The sequence below is a fragment of the Rothia sp. HMSC078H08 genome, assembly GCF_001808955.1.
In the GTDB taxonomy this organism is placed as follows: domain Bacteria; phylum Actinomycetota; class Actinomycetes; order Actinomycetales; family Micrococcaceae; genus Rothia.
The window spans coordinates 93,367-114,032 of the sequence record NZ_KV795255.1 but is presented as its reverse complement, the minus strand read 5'-3'; the positions used below and the strand labels follow the sequence as shown (position 1 = coordinate 114,032).

Genomic DNA, 20,666 nt, shown 5'->3' with positions numbered 1-20,666 from the left:
CGATCGTCCAGGAGGACACTTATGGCAAAGCTCATTGCTTTTGACGAAGAGGCACGCCGCGGCCTTGAGCGCGGTTTGAACACCCTCGCCGATGCAGTGAAGGTGACCCTCGGCCCCCGCGGCCGCAACGTTGTGCTGGAGAAGGCGTGGGGCGCCCCCACCATCACCAACGACGGTGTCTCGATCGCGAAGGAAATCGAGCTGGAGGATCCGTACGAGAAGATTGGTGCGGAGCTCGTCAAGGAAGTTGCTAAGAAGACTGACGACATCGCAGGTGACGGTACCACCACCGCTACCGTTCTGGCTCAGGCACTGGTTCGCGAGGGCCTGCGCAACGTGGCTGCTGGCGCTGACCCGCTGAGCCTCAAGCGCGGCATTGAGAAGGCTGTTGAGGCTGTGACCGAGGCTCTGCTCTCCTCCGCGAAGGAAGTTGAGACCGAGGAAGAGATTGCCGCAACCGCATCTATTTCCGCTGGCGACGCCGAGATCGGCAAGCTCATTGCTGAGGCAATGGAGAAGGTCGGCAAGGAAGGCGTCATCACCGTTGAGGACTCCAACACTTTCGGTCTGCACCTGGAACTGACTGAGGGTATGCGCTTCGACAAGGGCTTCCTGTCCGGTTACTTCGTGACCGACCCGGAGCGTCAGGAAGCAGTCCTGGAGGACCCCTACATCCTGGTTGTGAACCAGAAGATTTCGAACGTGAAGGACCTCGTCCCCGTCCTGGAGAAGGTCATGCAGTCCGGCAAGCCGCTGCTGATTGTTGCTGAGGACGTTGAGGGTGAGGCTCTGGCTCTGCTGGTGCTGAACAAGATGCGCGGCTCCATCAAGTCTGTTGCTGTGAAGGCTCCGGGCTTCGGTGACCGCCGTAAGGCTCAGATGGCTGATATCGCTATCTTGACCGGTGGCCAGGTCATTACCGAAGAGGTTGGCCTGTCCCTGGACGCAGCAACCCTGGATATGCTCGGTTCCGCTCGCAAGGTCGTTGTGACCAAGGACGAGACCACCATCATTGAGGGTGCAGGCGACGCAGCGGCTATCGAGGGTCGCGTTGCTCAGATTCGCGCAGAGATCGCTAACTCCGACTCTGACTACGACCGTGAGAAGCTGCAGGAGCGCCTGGCTAAGCTCGCCGGTGGCGTTGCTGTGCTGAAGGCTGGTGCCGCAACTGAGGTTGAGCTGAAGGAGCGCAAGCACCGCATTGAGGATGCTGTGCGTAACGCTAAGGCTGCTGTTGAGGAGGGTATCGTCCCCGGTGGTGGCGTTGCTCTGATTCAGGCTGGCGTGAAGGTCTTCGACAAGCTGGAGCTGACCGGTGACGAGGCTACCGGCGCGAACATTGTGCGCGTGGCTATTGATGCACCGCTGAAGCAGATTGCTGCTAACGCTGGCCTGGAGCCGGGCGTTGTGGTTGACCGCGTTCGTTCCCTGCCTGCTGGTACCGGCCTGAACGCTGCGACCGGCGAGTACGAGGACCTGATGGCTGCTGGTATTGCTGACCCGGTGAAGGTGACCCGTTCGGCTCTGCAGAACGCTGCGTCGATTGCTGGTCTGTTCCTGACCACTGAGGCTGTTGTTGCGAACAAGCCGGAGCCCGCTGGTGCGGCTGCTCCCGGTGCGGACGGCATGGCAGGCATGATGTAGTAGAAATTTATCCCTGATGGGGTAAATTTCTACGGAATCCGTGGCACGCGAAGCGTGACACGGTGGTGACCTAACGCTGGTACTCAAACCGGTGCAGGCCCACGCATCCGTATGAGGCGGGGGCGGCTACCCATGAAGGGTGGCCGCCCCCGCTTTTGTGTGCCCATGCGTCCTGTCCCGCCGATGGAGGCGGTAAAATGGTGCCCCTATGGAATGTGCCTATTTTCGTGAAGACCTCTGCTCCTCCTGCCCCAGCATTGAGACCGCCTACACCGCGCAGGTGCAGGCGAAGCAGGAGCACGCCCGCGCCCTGCTTGCCGCGTACCCGCAGCTGCAGTGGCTGGACCCGGTGACCAGTGCGGAGGCGGGCTTCCGCAACAAGGCGAAGCTTGTGGTGGGTGGTTCGGCGAAGAACCCGACCCTCGGCATTGTGGATTACCGTACGGGCGCATCCACTGATCTTGGCGAATGCCCGCTCTATATGGAGCAGATTCAGGCGGTCATTCCGGTGCTGCGTGAGCTGATTCAGCGCGCAGACCTGACCCCCTACGACATTCCGAATCGTCGCGGCGAGCTGAAGAATATTCTGGTGACCGCTTCGGCGGCGGGCGAGCTGATGGTGCGTTTCGTGCTGCGTTCGAAGAAGCTTCTGGTGCCGATTCGCCGCCAAATGGACTGGTTGCAGGAGCGGCTACCGAACCTGGCGGTGCTGTCGGTGAACCTGCTACGTGAGCCGGTGGCGCGTGTTGAGGGTAATGAGGAGATTATCCTGTCGGAGCGTCAGACCCTGCCGATGCAGGTGAACGACCTGACCCTGCACCTGCGCCCGCAGAGCTTCTTCCAGACGAATACGAAGGTCGCTGAGGCGATGTACGCGCAGGGCCGCGAGTGGGTGCGTGAGGTGGCTCCGGGCTCGCTGTGGGACCTGTACTGTGGCGTGGGTGGTTTTGCCCTGCATGCGGCCTCGGTGATGGATGGCGGCTCGGTGACCGGTATTGAGATTAGTGCGGAGGCGGTCGCTTCGGCACAGCGTACGGTTGCTGAGTACGGTTTGAAGGGCGTGAACTTTTCGGCGCAGGACGCGCCGGAGTTTGCGGTGTCTTCGGGCACGGTGCCGCAGATGCTGGTGGTGAATCCGCCACGTCGCGGTATTGGTGAGAGCCTGTGCGCGTGGATTGAGGGTTCGGGTATTGATCGTGTGGTGTATTCGAGCTGTAACGCGGTGACTCTGGCGAAGGACCTGGCGCGCATGCCGTCGTATGCGCCGGTGCAGGGTCGTGTGCTGGATATGTTCCCGCATACGGACCACTACGAGGTCATGGTGCTGCTGCAGCGGCAACTATGATATTAAAAAAATTTTGATAGACGAGTAATGTAATCATAATAAAGTTCGGGGGATGAATAATTTAAATGAGATTTCCAAGAGTTGTTAGGCTGGCTATACCTGTGGGTATATTATTGCTTGTTTTAAGTCTATTTTTGGGAAATGTAGAATTAGCTTGGTCTAATATTATATCCAGTCTTGGAATGAATTCTAGTAATTCCTCTTTATTTGAATTTATGCTACCTCTATTGCAGCCCCTGTCTATTTTATTTATATCTCTAGGATTGTATGAACTTATTCTAGTTGGTTTGGATACATTGTTTTTTTATATTTTTGACAGTAATTCCTGGAAGATGATTCTTAAAGGTCGTACTGAAATTGCTCTGTGGAGAGTGAGAATTACATATCGCTGGGATAAGTTGTATCGATTTTTGAGGCTGTGGTGGTTGCCTATCGCTACTGGAGGTGGGAATGAAGTTTGGAATGGCCTGCATGGAAAAGTGCTTCCTTCATGGTTAAGAAATATAGTTAAAGATATGCTGGTCTTGACTATATTTTTACTTTCGATTCATATCTATCTATCCCTGGGGGTAAATAATCCAATTAAGATTACAGGTAAAGATATTGTGGAAAATTTCCTGAACCTTAAGCTGGATGTGGCTGGGATTTTCTCGAGTCTGCCCCTTGCACTTACTATAATCACATTGCTACCAACTATTTTCTTCTTTTATTTCTATAGTCAAAAAAGAGATATTCGGAAGATTGTAAGTAAGGAGGGTAATAAGCGCCTTGAGGAATCTGTTCTACTGTATGAAGAATTAATGGCGTGGATTGATCAGAACCTGTATAGAATATCAGAAAACTATGACTGTGCTATTTTGAATCAGGAGCATATAGTTGAGTTGAGATTGAAGAAGGTTTTTTCAAACTACTCGTCAGTTAAAAAAGGTTATTCTTATGGAATTTCTAGAATCGATAATTATGGATTTCAAGATATTGATGGAGTGGAAGACATTTCGCAAATTGTTAATAGATTACGGGAGGATAGATTAATTGAATATTCTTGGTTGATTGCGGTACAAAAACATGATATTTGGCGCTTTTATATTGATTTGACACTCCTGGGCGATCCAAAGATTATTAATCGTATACTTTATACGCGTTCTGGAATGGTTGATGATATGTCCAGAAGATCCCGATTCTTGCAAGAAGCTACGGAAGAAATATTAGATGCAAGAAGAAAAGATTCACGTGATGATTTAGCACGGGAGATATATGCAAACCTTAAAAGAATATACGTATTGAAGCGTGGAAGTGATGCCATTAGGAAGTACCTTTACTCGTCAAGGACTGAGAAAGTTCTTGTAAGGGTTCTTCAAAAGGAAAAGTAGCGAGACACCTGACCTCAGATGGAAAATGTCATTCATGTCCATAAGCGAATATAAACTGGCCTCTTAGGAGAGACTACGTAAAAATCGGTGGCGCCTCGGATACAACCATCCGAGGCGCCACCGCCTTTTCGTTCCCCTCTAGCGGGCGTGAAATCCTAATCCTACGCCGCGAAATCCTGCGCGGCGAGAATACCCGCCGCGTACGCCGCCTGACCCACGTGCTGGGTTGCGTCGTCAATCAGGCTGACCAGGCGCATACCGCGAGTTACCGGCGGAGTCCACGAACGGTCAATAATCTCGCTCAAATCAGCCTCGCTCAGTGTCTGCGCGTAGTCGGCAAGCGCCTCGTCGGTCGCCACAAGGTATTCCACCAGCAGGGCAGAATCTTCAACCACAATGGAGCGTGCTTGCTCGGCGGTGTGGCCGTAGCCCATGGTGTCGCCGAGCTCGCCCAGGTTGAAACGCTCCCTGAAACCCTGAGTCTCCCAGACCTGCGGCTGACCATTCAGAGCAGAAAGCTGCATGTCCATTTGTCGTCCGGCATGCCAGAGCAGCCAGGCGATAGAGTTCGGGTGCCCGCACGGGTGGGCGTTGAGCGCCTCCGCTGATAGCCCTTTGACGGCTACGGCGGCCTCGATGCCGGGGCGGCTGGCGGCGTCACGCAGAATATCGTGGGTTTTCATAAAGTCCTCCTGAAAATGTTGGCTGCTCGTAGGCTGGCTTCTCGTAGGGAGCCGGGTAGTTTCAGTCTACGCCCGCACGGGCTGAGGGGCGGCTGGGGCCAAGAAAAAATGTGGCGCGCGGGAATAATACTCATTTCTTCCCGTTGAACTCTGTGAAGAGATCATCATCTAAATTTCACAGGAGAATATTATGACCACCCCCGCTCAGCTGCACTTTGACATGGTCGTCATTGGCTTCGGCAAGGGCGGTAAGACCCTCGCCGGCGCATATGCGAAGACCGGTAAGAACGTTGCCCTCATCGAACAGTCCACCGGCATGTACGGCGGCACCTGCATCAACATCGGTTGCGTACCCACCAAGGCGCTCGTACACCGCGCCGACGAGTTCCGCGCCAGCGGCGAGCGCACCCTTGAAGAGGCAAACGCCGCCTACGAATCCGCCGTGGTTTTCCGTGACAAACTGACCGGCATGATGCGCGCCAAGAACCGCGAGATCCTGCTGTCCAACGAGACTGCCAAGCTCATTGACGGTCACGCACGCTTCATCTCCGACACCGAGGTTGAGGTCACCGCGGGCGAGGACACCCTGCGCGTTACCGCCGACTACTTCATCGTCAACACCGGCGCCGTGTCGGTCATCCCGCCGATTGAGGGCGTCCGCGAATCTGAGCGTGTGCTCACCTCCACCGAGCTGCAGAAGCTCACCCCGCGCCCCAAGCGCCTGGGCATCATCGGTGGCGGCCCCATCGGTGTTGAGTTTGCCGGTATTTTCTCCTCCTACGGCACTGAGGTAACCATTCTGGACGGTGCCCCCGCCCTCTTCGGACGCTACGATGAGGACGTTGCCCAGGTTGCCCGCGAGATTATCGCAGATCAGGACATTACCGCTCATACCGGCGTGCGCGTGCAGTCCTTCAAGGACGGCGCTGACTCGGTGACCGTGACCTACCTCGACTCCGAGGGTGCTACTCAGCAGCTGGAGGTGGACTACGTGATGGTTGCGACCGGCCGCAAGCCCGCCACCGAGGGTCTGGGCCTGGAGAACACCAGCATCGAAACCAACGACCGCGGCGCAATTGTCGTGGATGAGCACCTGCGCAGCACCGTGCCGAACATTTTCGCGCTCGGTGACGTGAACGGCGGCCCGCAGTTCACCTACATTTCGCTGGATGACTACCGCGTGGTGCTCTCCCAGCTGGTCGGTGACGGTTCCCGCTCCACCAAGGACCGCAAGGCAGTGGCTTCGACCATCTACATGAACCCGCCGCTGTCTTCCGTAGGCCTGACCGAGCGTGAGGCAATTGAGGCTGGCCACAAGGTGAAGGTCGCTTCGAAGCCTGTTGCCGCGGTTGCCGCGATGCCGCGCGCGAAGACCCAGGAGAACCCGCGCGGCATCATGAAGTTCGTGATTGACGCGCAGACCGACCAGATTCTGGGTGCCCAGCTGCTGGTAATCGAGTCCATGGAGGTTATTAACCTGGTGGCTCTGGCGATGCGCCACGGCATTACTGCTTCGCAGCTGCGCGATGAGATTTACACTCACCCCTCGATCACTGAGGGTCTGAATGAGGTTCTTGCTGTCGCGGCGCCCGTGAACTAGTTGAACTAGAATCGCGTCTGGATTCGCGGTTCGTATAGCGTTTCTGCTTGTCTGAGTGCTTCCCTGCCCGTTCCGCCCGTTGTGCTGTCAACGGAGGTGCGGGTGGGGAAGCATTTTTGTTAAGGCTCATATATACCTAGTAGCTAAGCATGCCCTAAGATGGTTATGAGATAAGCGCAAGCTCGCCGATTGGGTGGTCAGCGCGAGAGGGCTCGGAGGAGACACCCACTCGCTGCTACACCAACCACAGTGCATCGCCTGCGCCGCGCATACAACCGAAAACCAAAGGCACGAACCGGGAGAATCATGGCACTGCCCAAAATCAAGCCCTACACCTACGTCGACCGTGAACACAGCAACCGAGTGAGCTGGCCCGTGGACCCCTCCCGCGCTGTACTGCTCGTGCACGACATGCAGGTACACTTCGTCCAGGCTTTCGAAGGGGCCAACCTGGGTGAGGGTAACGATAACCCGGACGCCCAGATTAACATCGCCATTCGGAACCTGCGCCGCCTCATTGATGCCGCCCACGCCGCCGGAATCCCGGTCTACTACACCGCGCAGCCGCCGCGCCAGAACCCCGAAGACCGCCGCCTGCTCATCGACTTCTGGGGCGACGGTCTGCAGAATGACGAGTCTGCCCGCGTGCTCGACGCACTTGCACCCACCGACCGCGACACCGTGCTGACCAAGTGGCGCTACTCCGCGTTCGTGCGCAGCCCCTTCGAGGACCTGCTCAAGGAGTCCGGTCGCGACCAGCTCATTATCGGCGGCGTGTACGCGCATATTGGCTGCCTGACCACCGCCCTGGAGGCGTTCATGCGCGATATTCAGCCGTTCATGGTCGCGGATGCGCTCGCCGACTTCTCGGAAGGTGAGCACCGCACGGCGTGCGAGTACGCTTCGGGTCGTTGCGCCCGCGTGCTGAACACCGCCGATGTACTCGCCGACCTGCATGCTGCAGAAGGTGCTGAGAAGGCTGAGACTGCTGAGGAGGCGCGCGCATGAGCTGGGTCATTGTGACCGGCGCGAACGGCGGTATTGGTGAGGCAACCGTCCACCAGCTCATTAAGAACGGTTATTCGGTGTTTGCGGCTGACCTTGCAGAGCAGCCCATTGCCTCCTTCGGTACCTACGGAGACGCAATCTTCCGCTACCGCGCTGTAGACGTTACGAGTGAAGAGTCCGTCACCGCCCTCGCCAACGCTGTAGCGGCACTCGACGAACCCATCACCGGTGCGGTGCTCGCCGCGGGCATCGCCCACAGCCAGCCGCTGCTCGAAACCAGTTTCACCACCTGGAAGCGCCTGCACGCGGTCAACTCCGACGGCGTGTTCCTGTGCCTGCGCGAATTCGCACGCATCATGATTGACCAGCAGGAGAGCGACCCGGCGAACAGCCGCTCCCTGGTGACGGTCGCCTCCAACGCGGCGCGTGTGCCCCGCGCGGAGTTTGGCGCCTACGGTGCATCGAAGGCGTCGGCGGCGCGCGTGAGTTCCAGCTTCGGTCTGCAGCTTGCCGCGCACGGTATTCGCGTGAACTCGGTCTGCCCCGGCACCACCCGAACCCCCATGGTGACTGACGCCTGGGAGGGTGAGGACCGCTCCGCCCTGCCGGTTGCCGGTAACCCGGAAACGTTCCGTCTGGGCATTCCGCTGCGCCGTATTGCCGACCCTGCGGATATTGCGGCGGTCAACGCTTTCCTCATTTCTGAGGCGGCACGCCACATCACCATGCAGGAGATTGTCGCTGACGGCGGCGCGACCCTCTAACGGCACCCCCGCGTCCGGCGTTTAGATGCCCGGCGCGAACCCACACACCACTGATAGAAGTACGATGACGAACCTTCCCGACTTTATCTTTGCCACCGGCACCCGCGTTCTGCGCGCATCCGGTGCGATGATCCCTGTAACCTTCGATAATGCCCTGGACGAGGCGAAACGTTCCGGTAGCGCCGTCGTGGGTCTGATTCCTTTTGACCCCGATATGCTCGCCTACCTCTTCGTGCCTGAACGCCTGGAGGAGCAGCAGGTGCCGGTTCCCGAGCAGACTGTGGCGCTTGCCGAACCGGTATCGGTCACCGGCCGGCAGAACGACCGGTTCCGTGCCGCCGTTGCGACCGCCGTGGAGCGCATGAAGGCGGGTGAGCTGAGCAAGATCGTGCTTTCGCGTGTGCTCACCGCCCGCTACGCACCCGGCGCTCTCAACCTGGAGGCGCTGTACAACAACCTGCGCGCCCAGCAGCGTTCCGCGTTCAACTTTGCGGTGCGCCTGCCCGACGGTGAGCGCGGCATGAACGGAAGCTACCTGATGGGTGCCTCCCCGGAGCTGGTGTTCCGCACCGAGGGCCGCGCCTTCAAGACCCACCCGCTTGCCGGTAGCGCCCCGCGCATTGCCGAGCCCGGTAGCGCCGAGGACGAGGCGATTCGTGACCGCCTGTTCGCCTCGCCGAAGGACCGCCACGAGCACGCCTACGTCATTAACGATATTGCCAAGCGCCTGGCACCCATCGCCGAGGAGCTGAACGTACCGCAGGTGCCCTCGCTGCTGCAGACCCCGCAGCTGTGGCACCTGGCGACCCCCATCGACGGCGTGCTGAAGGAGGGGCTGACCTGCCTGGACGGTGCCCGCGCGATTCACCCGACCCCCGCGATTTGCGGTGCCCCCACTGAGAAGGCGCTGGAGCTGATTCGCCAGCTGGAGTCTTTTGAGCGCCGCTACTTTGGCGGCCTGGTCGGCTACATGGATGCCGAGGGTAACGGCGAGTGGGCGCTGGTGCTACGCTGTGCCCAGGTCAGCCCGGACGAGGCGGTGCTGTACGCGGGTGCGGGTATTGTGGCTGAGTCCGACCCAGAGCTGGAGCACACCGAGACCGGCACGAAGCTCGGCAGCTTCGGCCGTGCCCTGGGCGTGGAGACCCTGGGCGAAGACACCCCTTAGGCTCTTTCGTGAACGCCTTTCGTGACTGCCTTGACCCGGCAGAATAAAACGACTGAACGCGCTCGCTGTTATGGCGGGCGCGTTCAGTCGTTGTTGTTATGGGGGAGCGTGGCTAGTCGGTGAGCAGACGCTTGAGCTCCAGGGGAGTGGCAACCGGCAGAAGCTGAGCCTCAAGCTGCACGGGCTCACCCTCGGCAGGGTTCTCCACAGCCAGGGCGATGAGCATCTTCTGCGCGTGCTCGGGGTTCTCCGCATCGGGCAGCGCCACGGGTACCCACTGCAGGCTAAAGCTCCGCTCGATAGCCTCGCCGCCGCCCTGAGGTGTGGGTGCGCTAAAGGTAGCACGCGCGGTCAAGCTGTCCTGAGTCAGTACGCGCAGGGCGGTCGGCTCGGGAGCGTTGCTGCCCAGAAGGTCCCCCGGGACCTCCTCGTTCATGGCAAGTTCGAGCGCATCCAGCAGTGCATCGGTGAGCTGCACCCGAACCAGGGAGGGCACTACGCTCAGGCCGTGGCCGGTCGCCTTGAGCACCGCCTCCTTAGCGGTCCACAGCGCCACCGAGAGCAGGTGCAGTACGGGCGCAGGGCGTTCCTGTGCCACCCGCTCATAGAACGAGCGTTCTTCATTGGAGAGCGCTAGGCGCGCAAAACCGGAGAACAGGCGCGCATCCAGAGTCTCAACATCCACGCCGAGCACCGCCGAGGAATTACGGCTAAACGCACCCACCACCAGCGGATTCACCTGCGACATATTGAAATTTACGCCCGCAATACGCGGCTTACCGTGCTTCTTACCGCTGGTGCACAGGGTGCAGGAACGATCCACCTCAATCTCAGAAGCGGCACTGGAAGGCACATCCAGACGCGCCGCCGCCATAGCGCGCATGAGCGCCTGAGTGCTCAGGTAGCTGACCGCCGCCGTGGAGGTCGGCAACTGCGCCGCATGCTGCTGCTCAGCAAGCCCCAGGTAGCTCAACCAGCTAAAACGCAGGGAGCCGTACATCGTGCGGGTAGGAAGAGCGAAAATCTGCACGCGCTCGCTCGGACGGGCGGTAGGGGGCTCCGGGCGCTGTGCGCTGGGTGTTTCGGGGGCAGAATAGCTCATAGGTTTAGTGTACCCGCCCGGCATTACGGCAAATGGCGCTACAAGTCTGCTTGAGGTTGTCCACAGCTGTAACCGCGCGCTACGCACCCTCGCCGCCGGTGCGGTAAAGTCATCACAGACATCATTACGGACAGCCGCCCGCACGATAGAGCGGCGGCGCAGAAAGAAGGCACCGTGAACAGCACGCAAGAGATCATTGCCGCCGCAGACGGCTCGGCGCTGGGCAACCCCGGACCGGCGGGCTGGGCATGGTATATCGACGACGACCACTGGGCGAGCGGCGGCTGGGCGCACGGCACCAACAACATGGGTGAGCTTAAGGCTGTTCTGGACCTGTTTGAGGCGACCGCATCCCGCCCGGAGGCGAAGCTGCGCGTGTACTGCGATAGCCAGTACGTCATTAACTCGCTGACCAAGTGGATGCCCGGCTGGAAGAAGAAGGGCTGGAAGAAGTCCGACGGCAAGCCCGTGCTCAACCGCGACCTGCTGGAGGCGCTGGATCAGGCGCTGACCGGCCGCGACTACGAGTTTATTTGGGTGAAGGGCCACGCGGGTCACGAGCTCAACGAGAAGGCGGATTCCCTGGCGAATGGTGCCGCGCGCGCCTATCAGGAGGGCCGCGAACCTGCGCACGGCCCCGGCTTCGGCGCGTCTGCTGAACCTGCGGCTGCGGCTGTGGAGCCTGTGGCTGTTGAAGCGCCGATTGTGAACGCTCCGGCTGCAGAACCTGCCCTCTTGGACGCTGCCCTCCCTGAGGTTGCGCTCTCTGAGCCGGCGCCCTCCGAGTCTTCCGCGGATGCCCACCTGCCCGTGCAGGAATTCACCGCAGCCGAGATTGAGAACGCCCAGCGCGGCGTGGAGAGCCTGCGCCTATCAGGTCTGCTGCGCCCCGCCTCCGCGGTGAACGCCCCCGACCCGGAGGCGGTCCGCACCCGCAAGGAACAGCTGGCGCTCGCGGCAGAGCGTGCCGCCGAGCGTGACGCAAAGGCACTGGCGCTCCAGCAGGAGACCGCTCAGCAGGCATCCACTGCCGCGCAGGCGGAAGAAGAGGATGACCTGACCGGTCTGGAAGAGTTCGCGGGTCTGGACCCGAACGATGTTGACCCGGCGGAACTGCTGGGTGAGACGGAAGAACACGCAGAAGAGCAGACGGTAGAGCCTGCCGTAGAGCCCGCCGCGGCGCCCGCACAGACCGTAGAGTCCGCTCAGGTTGAGGCACCCGTGGAGGAAGCGCCCGCTTCTGCTCCCGCGCGCACCGCTCCCGCCGCGCCTGCTCCGAACCCCGCTGTCCTGAACCCTGAGGAAGCCTCCGCCGCAGAACAGCTGCTCGAAAGCCGCGGCTCCGCCATGGAAGCAGCGCAGCTGGAATCCATGCTGCACGAGCGACTGGTGTGGGTGACCGCCACCGGCAAGTCGGTGTCCCGCTCCTCGGTGCTGCAGTACCGTGAACGCGCCTTCACCCAGCAGGGTGCCCCGCTCAAGCAGGGCGTGCAGGTGCTGGACTCTTCCAGCGTGCTGGTCATGGCGGCGGTTGCCACCGCGCGTGGCCGCGTGAGCCGTTCGAGCATCTGGCATTACGACGCTGAGCGCGGTCTGTGGCGTCTGCGATTCCGCCAGGAGACCCCCGCCTCCTAAAGCTGAGCTTCTAACGCTCAGCTCCTAAGGATTGGGCTCTTGAGCCCAAAGATTTTCGTGCAATAAAACCCCGCCGCATCCTCACTTGCGAGGATGCGGCGGGGTTTTTCTCAATAAATGTTCGCCACCTTCTGGCGAATCTGGCGGGCGGTGTGCCGTGCGGCCGGACCTTTTAGCCGCCCTGCGTGCCGCCTGCCTGGGGGCTTCTGGGCTTATTGCCCTGACCCCTTAGCCGACGAACATGGAGGCGTTAGCCTGCTCAGTGTCTGCGTAGTTCACGCCTGCGCGGGTGAGTGCCTCGTTGATCTGGGTGATGGATGCTTCGACCTGGCGCTGGGTTGCGTGCCACTGGTCCAGCACACCCTGGAAGTTAGCGGATGCAGAGCCGGTCCAGGAGCTCTGCAAATCGTGCAGGGATGCGGTCATACCGTTGACGTCTGCGGTGATGGATGCGACGTAGGATCGTGCCTGTGCGCTCTTGGCTGCGATGACTTCGGAATCGACATTGAACTGTGCCATGGTTTTCTCCTTTGAGATATGTGAGATGGGTGGGGCGGTTGCCCCGTGGTGGTGCTTGGGGTTTGGATCTCTGAAAGAGCTGAGTTCCTGACCGGAAGCTTGTTATCACTATATCTTTCAAAATGCATCAAATGAGCTGAAAAATGATTATTGAATAAATCTGTGGATAAACCCGCCAGATTCACTCCGGCATCTCGAAAAAATCGAAAACCCACCCGAAAATGACGCCGCCATGACGCACACGAGGTTGCCCCCGCTGTTCTTGAGCCGCGCAACTTCTCCTCCCCGCGCTCTCCTCACTTGCGCCGCCGCGAGTTATCGCCCCGCCGCGATATAGTCCCGCCTCCAGGGCACAGCAAAACCCCCGAACCGTAGAACACTCAAGTTCCACAATCCGGGGGTTTATGCATCAGCGCTACTTCATCAGCTGATCATCCGAGACGGGCGGCGGATAGAACGGCAAAGAAATCACGAAGGTAGCACCGCCACCATCGGTCTCGTCAATGTGAATCCTGCCCTCATGTTGCTCAATAATCGCAGCCACAATGGACAGGCCCAGACCCGTACCACCAGTCTCACGCGAACGTGAAGCATCGGTGCGGTAGAAACGCTCGAAGACGCGCTCGCGGTCCTCGCCGTGAATACCGGGGCCGTGGTCGCGCACCTCCAGCACGGACAGCGGGAAACCGGGAACCTCTTCGCGCACGCCCACCGCAATCTCCAGGGGAGAGCCGTCGGGGGTGTAGCGCATGGCGTTGGTCAGCAGGTTTGCCACGACCTGACGCAGACGCGATTCGTCGCCGAGCACGGTTGCGGAGGTCGGTGCCACCTCTTCGTTCAGGCCCACCAGGGACACCGTACGATCGGGTGCCGTGGCGTAGGCGTCGTTACTAGCGTCCACCGCGAGATTGAACAGGTCGAAGGGTGCCAGCTTGGATTCGCGGCGCTCATCAATACGCGCCAGGGTCAGCAGGTCTTCCACGAGCTGACCCATACGCTTGGACTCCGACTCGATGCGGCTCATCGCGGTTGCGACCGCCTCATCGGTGGGCAGAGCGCCCTGACGGTACAGCTCCGAGTAGCCTCGAATACTGACCAGCGGGGTGCGTAGCTCATGCGAAGCGTCACCCACGAATCGGCGCATTTTCGCCTCGCTCTTCTCGCGGGCTTTGAAGAGCATTTCAATCTGGGTGAGCATCGTGTTCAGCGAAACCGCGAGGTTACCAATCTCGTTGCTGGGGTTGTAGTCCTCAATACGCTGAGAGAGGTCACCGGCAGCAATCTTGGCGGCGGTTTGCTCCACGCGAGCCAGCGGCTCGAAGGTGCGGGTCACAATCACCCAGGTCATCGCAATCGCGGAGGCAAGAGTCGCCAAACCAAACGCGAAGGTCAGCACACCCACGAGGGCGACCACCTGGTTTGTTTGCTTCAGCGGCATGGCAATGATGAGGGAGGCCGCCTCCGGCAAACCTGACGTGTCGTTGGTTTCAATGGGCACGGCGAGCACACGCCAATCGGAGGAGCTGCCCACCGAGTTGACGGTGACCGCCTCCTCATTTTGCTTGCGAACCTTCTCTTCGGTCCAGCCCTGCAACGCCGGCTCGCTGAACTGTTCGCTGTCCTCGGACTTGAGCGAGTACAGTACGTTGCCGTCCTTGTCGAGCAGGTACAGGCGGTAGGTGCTCAGGGATTGTTCCTGATTGCCGGAGGGGCGCACGGTCGCCAGCTGCACGAGTGAGGGGGCGCTGTTCTTCATCTCTTCGTCCAGCTGGTGCACCATCTGGGCGCGCAGAGCGGAAATCGCCACCAGGCTCGTCACCGCAATGGAGAGGGCGATGAGCATGGAGGTGATGAGCACCAGCTGGGTGCGAAGGGAAAGAGACTGGGGGATCCGGTCGAGGGGTTTGAGCGCCACGTTAGCCTCGAGAACCGCGAATCATGTAGCCCACACCGCGCTTGGTGTGGATGAGCGGCTCGTGGTTTTCACGGTTGTTGTCGATCTTGCGGCGCAGGTACGAAATGTAGGACTCAACGATGGAGGAGTCGCCGTTGAAGTCGTACTCCCACACGTGGTCGAGAATCTGCGCCTTGGACAGCACGCGGTTGGCGTTGAGCATCAGGTAGTGCAGCAGGTTGAACTCGGTGGGGGAGAGGTCAATCTCTTCGTCACCGAGGAACACTTCGTGGGTGTCCACGTTCAGGGTGAGTGCGTCAACGCGCAGTACGGCGTCGTCCTCTTCCTGGATGCTGCGGCTACGGCGCAGAATAGCGCGGATGCGGGCGATTACCTCGTCGAGGGAGAAGGGCTTGGTGACGTAGTCGTCGCCGCCAGCACCCAGACCGGTGACCTTGTCTTCGGTGGCGTCCTTCGCGGTCAGGAAGAGCACGGGGGTGGTGGTGCCGTTTTCGCGCAGGCGGCGGGTCACCTCGAAGCCGTCCATGCCGGGCATCATGACGTCCAGGACGATGAGGTCGGGGTTTTCGGCGTGTGCCTTTTCGAGGGCTTCGCGGCCGTTGCCGGCGGTGACTACTTCAAAACCGGCGAAACGCAGGGAGGTGGCGAGCAGTTCAAGAATGTTGAACTCGTCATCGACGACTAGGAGTTTTGCTTCAGCAGACATACTCTATCTTTCTCTCTGAATGGCAGGCTGTACTTGATAAGTGAATGATGTGTGTGTGAGCTTGCGGCTCAAATCTTTATGCCTTGTTGCGGCGCATGACCGACAGAATGAGTGCGGCCATGAGGGCGATAAAGGCGACGGGTAGGAGGACCAGCGGAATCTGGCTCATGAGGGCGGGCGGCGTTGCCCCAACCCACTTCATCACGAGCATGGCAACTCCGGTGAGCAGACAAAGCAGGGCGAGAATCGCGCCGCCTGCACCGAGCCAGCGGATGGCTCCGGCGTAGGGAAGGGGCGCGGGCGCCTGGTCTGCGGTACTGCGCGTGTCCTGTACGGGTTCATTACTCATAAATTTAACCGTATCAGCTCACACACAGCTGTTAATGGGTGAAGCCCCAGATTTAGCGGTTTGAGACTCAAATTCACAGCGTATGCGAAGCTTGGAGCGGGCGCCGCACTGTTTGCGCACGCGAGATGCTTTAATAGGGGTATGTCTGAACAGGTTATTGAACTGCTCCCCGAAACTACGCCCGCTACTGACGCGCCTGCAGAGTCCGTTGTGCCTTCTGCCGCGCCTGAGAGCGCTGACGAGGGTAGCGCTGTACCTGCTGAGACTCAGCCCTCCGTGAACGCTGAGGAGCCTGAGGTGGCTGAGACGCCTGCTGAAGAATCTGCTTCCGAGGAATCCGCTACCGAAGAAACTGAACAGAACGAAGACTCCACCCCCGACCCCTTCACCCCGCTGGATGAAGAGGTAGGTGTCCCCTCCCTGGGTGTTCCGCACAAGCTGCGCCGCACCTCCAAGGTGGATGAGATTCTTGCCGCCGCTAAGGACGTAGCGCTGCAGGGTGTGCGAGAGATCGCCCCGGCACACGCTATCGGTCTGGTTCACCACGTGCGCGCCGAGGAAGAGCGCCTGAGCACTCACCTGTTTGAGTGCACCCTGCCCGGTTACCGTGGCTGGTTCTGGTTCGCGACCCTCTCGCGTGCGCCTCGCTCCCGCGTGGCAACGATCTGCGAGGTTGGTCTGCTGCCCGGTGATGATGCGCTCATCGCTCCGGATTGGGTTCCGTGGGCTGACCGTGTTCGCCCGGAAGACCTGGAGGAGAACGCCGCGCAGGAGAACGCAGAGTCTGATGCTGAGAAATCTGCTGAGTCCGGTGAGCCCGTAGAGAACAACTCGGCGGAGAGTGAAACCGCGCAGAACGCTTCTGCTGCAGAGGAAACTGCCGAGGCTGAGTCCGCAGAATAGAGCCTACTATCCACTCCTCTTACTAAGGGGCGGGCTAACAAAATGTATATATAAGGTGTTGTATTGAGTCGTCCAACGGTTATTGTTGGGCGACTCAATGACTTAAGCCGTGGCAAAAGCCGCTGAAAAAGTACATAATAGATTATTGAATAAGTAACGACTTAGGCAGTGCTATCTAAGCACTGTTGCGGTGATAGCTGGGAGAGATATATGACAGACCTTATCGATACCACAGAGATGTATTTGCGCACCATCCTCGAACTGGAGGAAGAGGGCATTGTCCCCATGCGTGCGCGCATTGCTGAACGACTGGAGCACTCCGGCCCGACCGTTTCCCAGACTGTGGCACGTATGGAGAAGCACGGCCTGCTCACCGTTGAGCCGGATCGCCACCTCGAACTGACTGAGGAAGGCCGCCACAAGGCGGTTGAGGTGATGCGTAAGCACCGCCTGGCTGAGCGCCTGCTCTCCGACATTATTGGTCTGGAACTTGAGTACGTGCACGAAGAGGCATGCCGCTGGGAGCACGTCATGAGTGACAAGGTGGAGAAGCGCATCCTGGGGATGCTCAAGGATCCCAAGTTCTCCCCGTACGGTAACGCTATCCCCGGCCTGGAGGACCTGGGCCACACTAGCGAGAAGAATGATGAGCGCACCGTGCCCATGTCCCTGGCTGCACGCGACTCCGGTCCCGAGGATCGTTTCACCATTTCTCGCTTCCCCGAGTCCATTCAGACTGATGTTGAGCTGCTGAAGCTACTGGCTGACGCAGGTATTGTCTACGGCGCTTCGGTGTCCGTGGTTGCTGGCCAGAACGATGACGTGATTGTTCACGCCGATGGTGAAGAGGACACCCTCTCCCTGGATATGGACGTGGCAAACGCAATTGTGGTCAAGCGCGGTGGCAGCCTCTAAGCTCCAGCTTTGAGAGTCTACTATCCCGCTTCACGCTTTAAATGGTGGTACCGCCTTCTTACTTGAGGAGGCGGTACCACCGTTTTTTGTGCCGTTGACTCCCCGGGATCCGGCACTGTCTTAGATAGTGGATGATTTAGCTCAAGAATCGGCGCAAAATGCCGTATATAAGGGAAGAAACGGACAAAAGCGGAGGAATGCGGCGTATTCGGGCTACAAAAGGTGGGCTAAGCGACGTATATCAGTAGTTCAGACTACCCTCACGTGAGCGAGCATATACTCCTCTCTTAACTTTTTGGCAACTGCGCTTGAGTGCATTTTTCGCGTTTTTCGCTTAAATCTGAGGTTAAAACTGAGAGACACGCCGGTTTCTGAGCGGGTAATGGGCGCAAAATCTTAAGAGACGAGGCTCATTTTTAAGAGTTTTGAACCATGCCCTTAAGGGGTGGTGGTGCATTAAAAGCGAATGTGCATCCTTGTGAAATGCCTAGTCAAACGCCTTAAGTTGCTTAAGCATCCGCAGATAAACGAGGTTCTGGTCGTTCAAGCTCGCTCCGTTCCTCCGGGGGTGAAAGCTCAAAATTTAAGTTCGATTGAGGTGACAACTGGGAGTTTTCTGTGTATTCTCTTTTCTGTGCCCAAATCCTAATCGTAAGAGGGCACCGTCGAAGCGGTTCCGCTGAGTTCTGCCAACGCTTCGATGAACGTCTACCCAATATGGCAGAAGCGGGGGACCCAATCCCCAAGCTGGGATACGGCTTCTCAATCGAGAGGCCTCGGGGCTAAGTCACTTCGGTGGCCGAGCGAATCCATGCTCGAGTCCGACAGCTCACCTCGTCAGGCAATGGAGGAATTACCAATGGCTAACAAGATCGTACGTACCGCAGGCGCAACCCTCGCAGCAGGCGCAATCCTGCTCGGCTCGACCGTTCCCGCGAACGCATTCGCACAGATCCCCGCTGCAGCTGACCTGTCCTACGACTACACCAACTACGAGTTCGACTACACCAGCTACAACACCCCCGCAACCACCTACGTTGCACCCCAGGTTCAGGCACAGCAGACCTACGTTGCACCCGCTGCAGCTCCGGCACCCGCAGTTGAGACCTCCTATGTAGCACCCCAGGCTGAGGCACAGCAGGCTTACGTCGCTCCTCAGGCTGAGGCACAGCAGGCTTACGTTGCACCCGCTGCAGCTCCGGCACCCGTAGCTTCCTCCGCTTCCACCGGTAACGCATCCCGCGACGCAATCGTTGCAACCGCAATGAGCGGTCTGGGCGGCTCCTACGTTTGGGGCGGCAAGACCTTCGGTGCATGGGACTGCTCCGGCTTCACCTCCTGGGTTTTCGCTCAGCACGGCATCAAGCTGACCGCTTTCACCTACGCAATGAAGAACGAGCTGCGCCCGACCGCTAACCCCCAGCCCGGCGACATCGTCTTCCAGAACGGCTACAGCCACGTTGGTATCTACCTGGGCGACGGCAAGATGATTTCCGCTCTGAACCCCAGCTACGGTACCCTGGTGCACCCCACCTCCTGGATGTCCGTTGACGGCTACTACACCGCTCTCTAAGCCTTAGTGCATAAGAGCTGGGTCTAGCCCAACATACTTCTCAAAAGGCGCCTACCCCGCACGGGGTGGGCGCCTTTTGTGTACCCGAGATTTGTGTACCCGAGAGATTCCATGAAAATACCGCCGAGAGCGCACCTTAGTGTGGGTGCATTCTCGGCGGTATGTGTTTTAGGTGTATGCGGCTAGGATGCCAGAGTCTGCAGAAGCCTCTGCGGGTCCTGCTCCCACTCGCTGAGCTCAGCACGTAGATTAGCCCGTGCGGGCTCCTCCCAAAGTTCGCGGGCTCGCTCGGAGAGAAAGATGCGCTCGCGCTCTAGGACGGAGTGCAGGAAGCTCGTGCGGCCGGTGCGGAACGCCTCATCATCGAAGTGGGAGTACTCGCTACGCACCCCGCGCAGGTAGCGGCGGTAGCGTGCCGGCTCGGCAGCCAGAATCGCTATGTCTGCGTCAAGGAAGAACTCAATATCTGCCGGATTGTAGCCCGCCGGTAGTTCGGTGGACTCGGGCAGCTCGTGGGTTGCCGTGGCGCGAACCAGAAGGCGCACCAGCTGTAGCTCCTCTTCGCCCAGCAGACCAGCGACGACCAGCGGCTCCAGGGAGGCGCTCGCCAGCTGCTCACTGCGGCGCTCATCCTCACCTGGCGCGCCCTCGTAAACCGCGTCGTGGAACCACGCCGCCAGAACCAGCGGCAGGGGAGTGGAACCTGTATGCGAGTGGGGGGCATATAGGCGGTCCAGATCGGTGAGCATCTGCGAAAGGTGCCCGCTGTGGTGGTAGGCGCGGTGCGGCTGTTCCCACGCCTGTATCAGGTGCTCGCCCAACTCAGCCACTTGCGTTACGAGCCGGGCCCGCGACTCGGCGGACGCATCCGCACGCTCGAGGCGGGGCGCAAACGCCGCCTCCCAGGTGCGAAGCAGGCGCGGGCGGATCTTCTCGGGGCGTTCCTTTAGGGGGATGCGCAGGCCGCTCGCAATGAGCGTACGGGTCAGCTGTGCGCCGCTGAGCTCAATCGCGCCCGCCTGCACCAGCTCCTCGTAGCGGTGCGCCGGTACATCGTAGTGGTCGCGGTCGAAGGCACGCTCGCTAATGCCCGCCGCCGCAGCGAACTCGTGCAGTTCCGCCAGGGATGCATCGGAGATGAGGTGCGAGAAGACGGTGCCGTGCGCGGGCCAGACGGGTGGGTCAATGTAGATGCTCATTCGTACATTGTAGGAGCGGTTCTGCCGCCGGGTGCGGGTGTCCTCAGGCGGTGAACACGGGTCGGTGAACGCTGGCTGGGACCGGGGGTGGGCACGGTGCGATTACCGGTGGATGCGGGCGGCTTGTCGTGGGCTGTGCCGACCTGCGGTGCGGGGTGCTTTATACTGGATAGGTACGCCCTCGTAGCTCAGGGGATAGAGCACTTCTCTCCTAAAGAAGGTGTCGGACGTTCGAATCGTCTCGGGGGCACACAGAACCGGCATGCGT

General features: G+C 59.6%; 18 protein-coding genes, 1 tRNA gene and 1 riboswitch. Of the genes, 12 read left to right on the top strand and 7 right to left on the bottom strand.

Annotated features, from left to right (window positions below; genetic code table 11):
* Positions 1–21: 21 nt before the first annotated feature.
* The 3 genes from groL to HMPREF2528_RS05390 all read left to right on the top strand — a co-directional run bounded on the left by groL (position 22) and on the right by HMPREF2528_RS05390 (position 4,359).
* Positions 22–1,644: a chaperonin GroEL gene (groL, locus tag HMPREF2528_RS05400; protein ID WP_005504512.1), complete on the top strand. Its 1,623-nt coding sequence runs from the start codon at positions 22–24 to the stop codon at positions 1,642–1,644.
* A 208-nt stretch (positions 1,645–1,852) separates the two neighbouring features.
* On the top strand, positions 1,853–2,989 hold the full coding sequence (rlmC, locus tag HMPREF2528_RS05395) for a 23S rRNA (uracil(747)-C(5))-methyltransferase RlmC (RefSeq protein ID WP_070507214.1): 1,137 nt from the start codon (positions 1,853–1,855) through the stop codon (positions 2,987–2,989).
* Positions 2,990–3,054: 65 nt separating this feature from the next.
* Positions 3,055–4,359: a hypothetical protein gene (locus HMPREF2528_RS05390; protein ID WP_168160860.1), complete on the top strand. Its 1,305-nt coding sequence runs from the start codon at positions 3,055–3,057 to the stop codon at positions 4,357–4,359.
* A 161-nt stretch (positions 4,360–4,520) separates the two neighbouring features.
* Here HMPREF2528_RS05390 and HMPREF2528_RS05385 read toward each other — a convergent pair whose 3' ends face one another.
* On the bottom strand, positions 4,521–5,042 hold the full coding sequence (locus tag HMPREF2528_RS05385; RefSeq protein WP_070507209.1) for a mycothiol transferase: 522 nt from the start codon (positions 5,040–5,042) through the stop codon (positions 4,521–4,523).
* Between the two features lie 190 nt (positions 5,043–5,232).
* Between HMPREF2528_RS05385 and HMPREF2528_RS05380 the strand changes: the two genes are divergently transcribed.
* From HMPREF2528_RS05380 to HMPREF2528_RS05365, 4 genes are all read left to right on the top strand, one after another.
* A complete protein-coding gene (locus HMPREF2528_RS05380) occupies positions 5,233–6,642 on the top strand; it encodes an FAD-dependent oxidoreductase (RefSeq protein WP_070507207.1) in 1,410 nt (469 codons plus the stop codon).
* Between the two features lie 306 nt (positions 6,643–6,948).
* Positions 6,949–7,650 (top strand): isochorismatase family protein, encoded by a 702-nt coding sequence (locus HMPREF2528_RS05375; RefSeq protein WP_070507205.1) that lies wholly within the window; start codon positions 6,949–6,951, stop codon positions 7,648–7,650.
* Positions 7,647–8,414 (top strand): SDR family oxidoreductase, encoded by a 768-nt coding sequence (locus tag HMPREF2528_RS05370; RefSeq protein ID WP_070542983.1) that lies wholly within the window; start codon positions 7,647–7,649, stop codon positions 8,412–8,414. The genes HMPREF2528_RS05375 and HMPREF2528_RS05370 overlap by 4 nt, the downstream gene beginning before the upstream one ends.
* A gap of 64 nt (positions 8,415–8,478) precedes the next feature.
* Positions 8,479–9,582, top strand: coding sequence for an isochorismate synthase (locus tag HMPREF2528_RS05365; RefSeq protein WP_070542980.1), 1,104 nt, complete (start codon positions 8,479–8,481; stop codon positions 9,580–9,582).
* A gap of 112 nt (positions 9,583–9,694) precedes the next feature.
* Here HMPREF2528_RS05365 and HMPREF2528_RS05360 read toward each other — a convergent pair whose 3' ends face one another.
* Positions 9,695–10,684, bottom strand: a complete 990-nt coding sequence (locus HMPREF2528_RS05360) for a 4'-phosphopantetheinyl transferase family protein (RefSeq protein ID WP_080976895.1) — start codon at positions 10,682–10,684, stop codon at positions 9,695–9,697.
* 174 nt (positions 10,685–10,858) lie between these two features.
* Here HMPREF2528_RS05360 and HMPREF2528_RS09330 point away from each other — a divergent pair, with 174 nt between their 5' ends.
* On the top strand, positions 10,859–12,319 hold the full coding sequence (locus tag HMPREF2528_RS09330) for an RNase H family protein (RefSeq protein ID WP_049363476.1): 1,461 nt from the start codon (positions 10,859–10,861) through the stop codon (positions 12,317–12,319).
* A gap of 228 nt (positions 12,320–12,547) precedes the next feature.
* On the opposite strand, the gene HMPREF2528_RS05350 is transcribed toward HMPREF2528_RS09330, so the two are convergent.
* The 4 genes from HMPREF2528_RS05350 to HMPREF2528_RS05335 form a co-directional block, all read right to left on the bottom strand.
* Complete coding sequence (locus HMPREF2528_RS05350) at positions 12,548–12,838, bottom strand: WXG100 family type VII secretion target (protein WP_005504526.1); 291 nt, start codon at positions 12,836–12,838, stop codon at positions 12,548–12,550.
* A 415-nt stretch (positions 12,839–13,253) separates the two neighbouring features.
* Entirely contained in the window at positions 13,254–14,753 is a 1,500-nt protein-coding gene (locus HMPREF2528_RS05345) for a sensor histidine kinase (RefSeq protein WP_070542977.1), read from the bottom strand.
* A 1-nt stretch (position 14,754) separates the two neighbouring features.
* Entirely contained in the window at positions 14,755–15,459 is a 705-nt protein-coding gene (locus tag HMPREF2528_RS05340) for a response regulator transcription factor (RefSeq protein WP_049326988.1), read from the bottom strand.
* Between the two features lie 76 nt (positions 15,460–15,535).
* Positions 15,536–15,808: a hypothetical protein gene (locus HMPREF2528_RS05335; protein WP_070542974.1), complete on the bottom strand. Its 273-nt coding sequence runs from the start codon at positions 15,806–15,808 to the stop codon at positions 15,536–15,538.
* A gap of 141 nt (positions 15,809–15,949) precedes the next feature.
* Here HMPREF2528_RS05335 and HMPREF2528_RS05330 point away from each other — a divergent pair, with 141 nt between their 5' ends.
* The 3 genes from HMPREF2528_RS05330 (at position 15,950) to HMPREF2528_RS05320 (ending at position 19,199) form a co-directional block, all read left to right on the top strand.
* A complete protein-coding gene (locus tag HMPREF2528_RS05330) occupies positions 15,950–16,711 on the top strand; it encodes a DUF3027 domain-containing protein (protein WP_070542971.1) in 762 nt (253 codons plus the stop codon).
* A gap of 210 nt (positions 16,712–16,921) precedes the next feature.
* The gene (locus tag HMPREF2528_RS05325; RefSeq protein ID WP_070542967.1) at positions 16,922–17,626 is read left to right on the top strand and encodes an iron-dependent transcriptional repressor DtxR; all 705 of its coding nucleotides are present in this window, start codon (positions 16,922–16,924) and stop codon (positions 17,624–17,626) included.
* A gap of 699 nt (positions 17,627–18,325) precedes the next feature.
* Positions 18,326–18,485, top strand: a riboswitch (cyclic di-AMP (ydaO/yuaA leader).
* The gene (locus HMPREF2528_RS05320; protein WP_070542964.1) at positions 18,486–19,199 is read left to right on the top strand and encodes a C40 family peptidase; all 714 of its coding nucleotides are present in this window, start codon (positions 18,486–18,488) and stop codon (positions 19,197–19,199) included.
* Between the two features lie 182 nt (positions 19,200–19,381).
* Here HMPREF2528_RS05320 and HMPREF2528_RS05315 read toward each other — a convergent pair whose 3' ends face one another.
* The gene (locus HMPREF2528_RS05315) at positions 19,382–20,398 is read right to left on the bottom strand and encodes a DUF4031 domain-containing protein (protein ID WP_070542960.1); all 1,017 of its coding nucleotides are present in this window, start codon (positions 20,396–20,398) and stop codon (positions 19,382–19,384) included.
* A 177-nt stretch (positions 20,399–20,575) separates the two neighbouring features.
* On the opposite strand from HMPREF2528_RS05315, the gene HMPREF2528_RS05310 reads away from it, so the two are divergent.
* Positions 20,576–20,648, top strand: a tRNA-Arg gene (locus tag HMPREF2528_RS05310).
* Positions 20,649–20,666 lie beyond the last annotated feature (18 nt).

Excerpts from the sequence above, each read along its gene's own strand:
- HMPREF2528_RS05325 (WP_070542967.1), top strand. The coding sequence starts at position 16,922 with ATGACAGACCTTATCGATACCACAGAGATGTATTTGCGCACCATCCTC.
- HMPREF2528_RS05390 (WP_168160860.1), top strand. The coding sequence starts at position 3,055 with ATGAGATTTCCAAGAGTTGTTAGGCTGGCTATACCTGTGGGTATATTA.
- HMPREF2528_RS05320 (WP_070542964.1), top strand. The coding sequence starts at position 18,486 with ATGGCTAACAAGATCGTACGTACCGCAGGCGCAACCCTCGCAGCAGGC.
- HMPREF2528_RS05315 (WP_070542960.1), bottom strand. The coding sequence starts at position 20,398 with ATGAGCATCTACATTGACCCACCCGTCTGGCCCGCGCACGGCACCGTC.
- HMPREF2528_RS05370 (WP_070542983.1), top strand. The coding sequence starts at position 7,647 with ATGAGCTGGGTCATTGTGACCGGCGCGAACGGCGGTATTGGTGAGGCA.
- groL (WP_005504512.1), top strand. The coding sequence starts at position 22 with ATGGCAAAGCTCATTGCTTTTGACGAAGAGGCACGCCGCGGCCTTGAG.
- HMPREF2528_RS05385 (WP_070507209.1), bottom strand. The coding sequence starts at position 5,042 with ATGAAAACCCACGATATTCTGCGTGACGCCGCCAGCCGCCCCGGCATC.
- HMPREF2528_RS05335 (WP_070542974.1), bottom strand. The coding sequence starts at position 15,808 with ATGAGTAATGAACCCGTACAGGACACGCGCAGTACCGCAGACCAGGCG.
- HMPREF2528_RS05375 (WP_070507205.1), top strand. The coding sequence starts at position 6,949 with ATGGCACTGCCCAAAATCAAGCCCTACACCTACGTCGACCGTGAACAC.
- rlmC (WP_070507214.1), top strand. The coding sequence starts at position 1,853 with ATGGAATGTGCCTATTTTCGTGAAGACCTCTGCTCCTCCTGCCCCAGC.
- HMPREF2528_RS05340 (WP_049326988.1), bottom strand. The coding sequence starts at position 15,459 with ATGTCTGCTGAAGCAAAACTCCTAGTCGTCGATGACGAGTTCAACATT.
- HMPREF2528_RS05380 (WP_070507207.1), top strand. The coding sequence starts at position 5,233 with ATGACCACCCCCGCTCAGCTGCACTTTGACATGGTCGTCATTGGCTTC.
- HMPREF2528_RS05365 (WP_070542980.1), top strand. The coding sequence starts at position 8,479 with ATGACGAACCTTCCCGACTTTATCTTTGCCACCGGCACCCGCGTTCTG.
- HMPREF2528_RS05350 (WP_005504526.1), bottom strand. The coding sequence starts at position 12,838 with ATGGCACAGTTCAATGTCGATTCCGAAGTCATCGCAGCCAAGAGCGCA.
- HMPREF2528_RS05330 (WP_070542971.1), top strand. The coding sequence starts at position 15,950 with ATGTCTGAACAGGTTATTGAACTGCTCCCCGAAACTACGCCCGCTACT.
- HMPREF2528_RS05360 (WP_080976895.1), bottom strand. The coding sequence starts at position 10,684 with ATGAGCTATTCTGCCCCCGAAACACCCAGCGCACAGCGCCCGGAGCCC.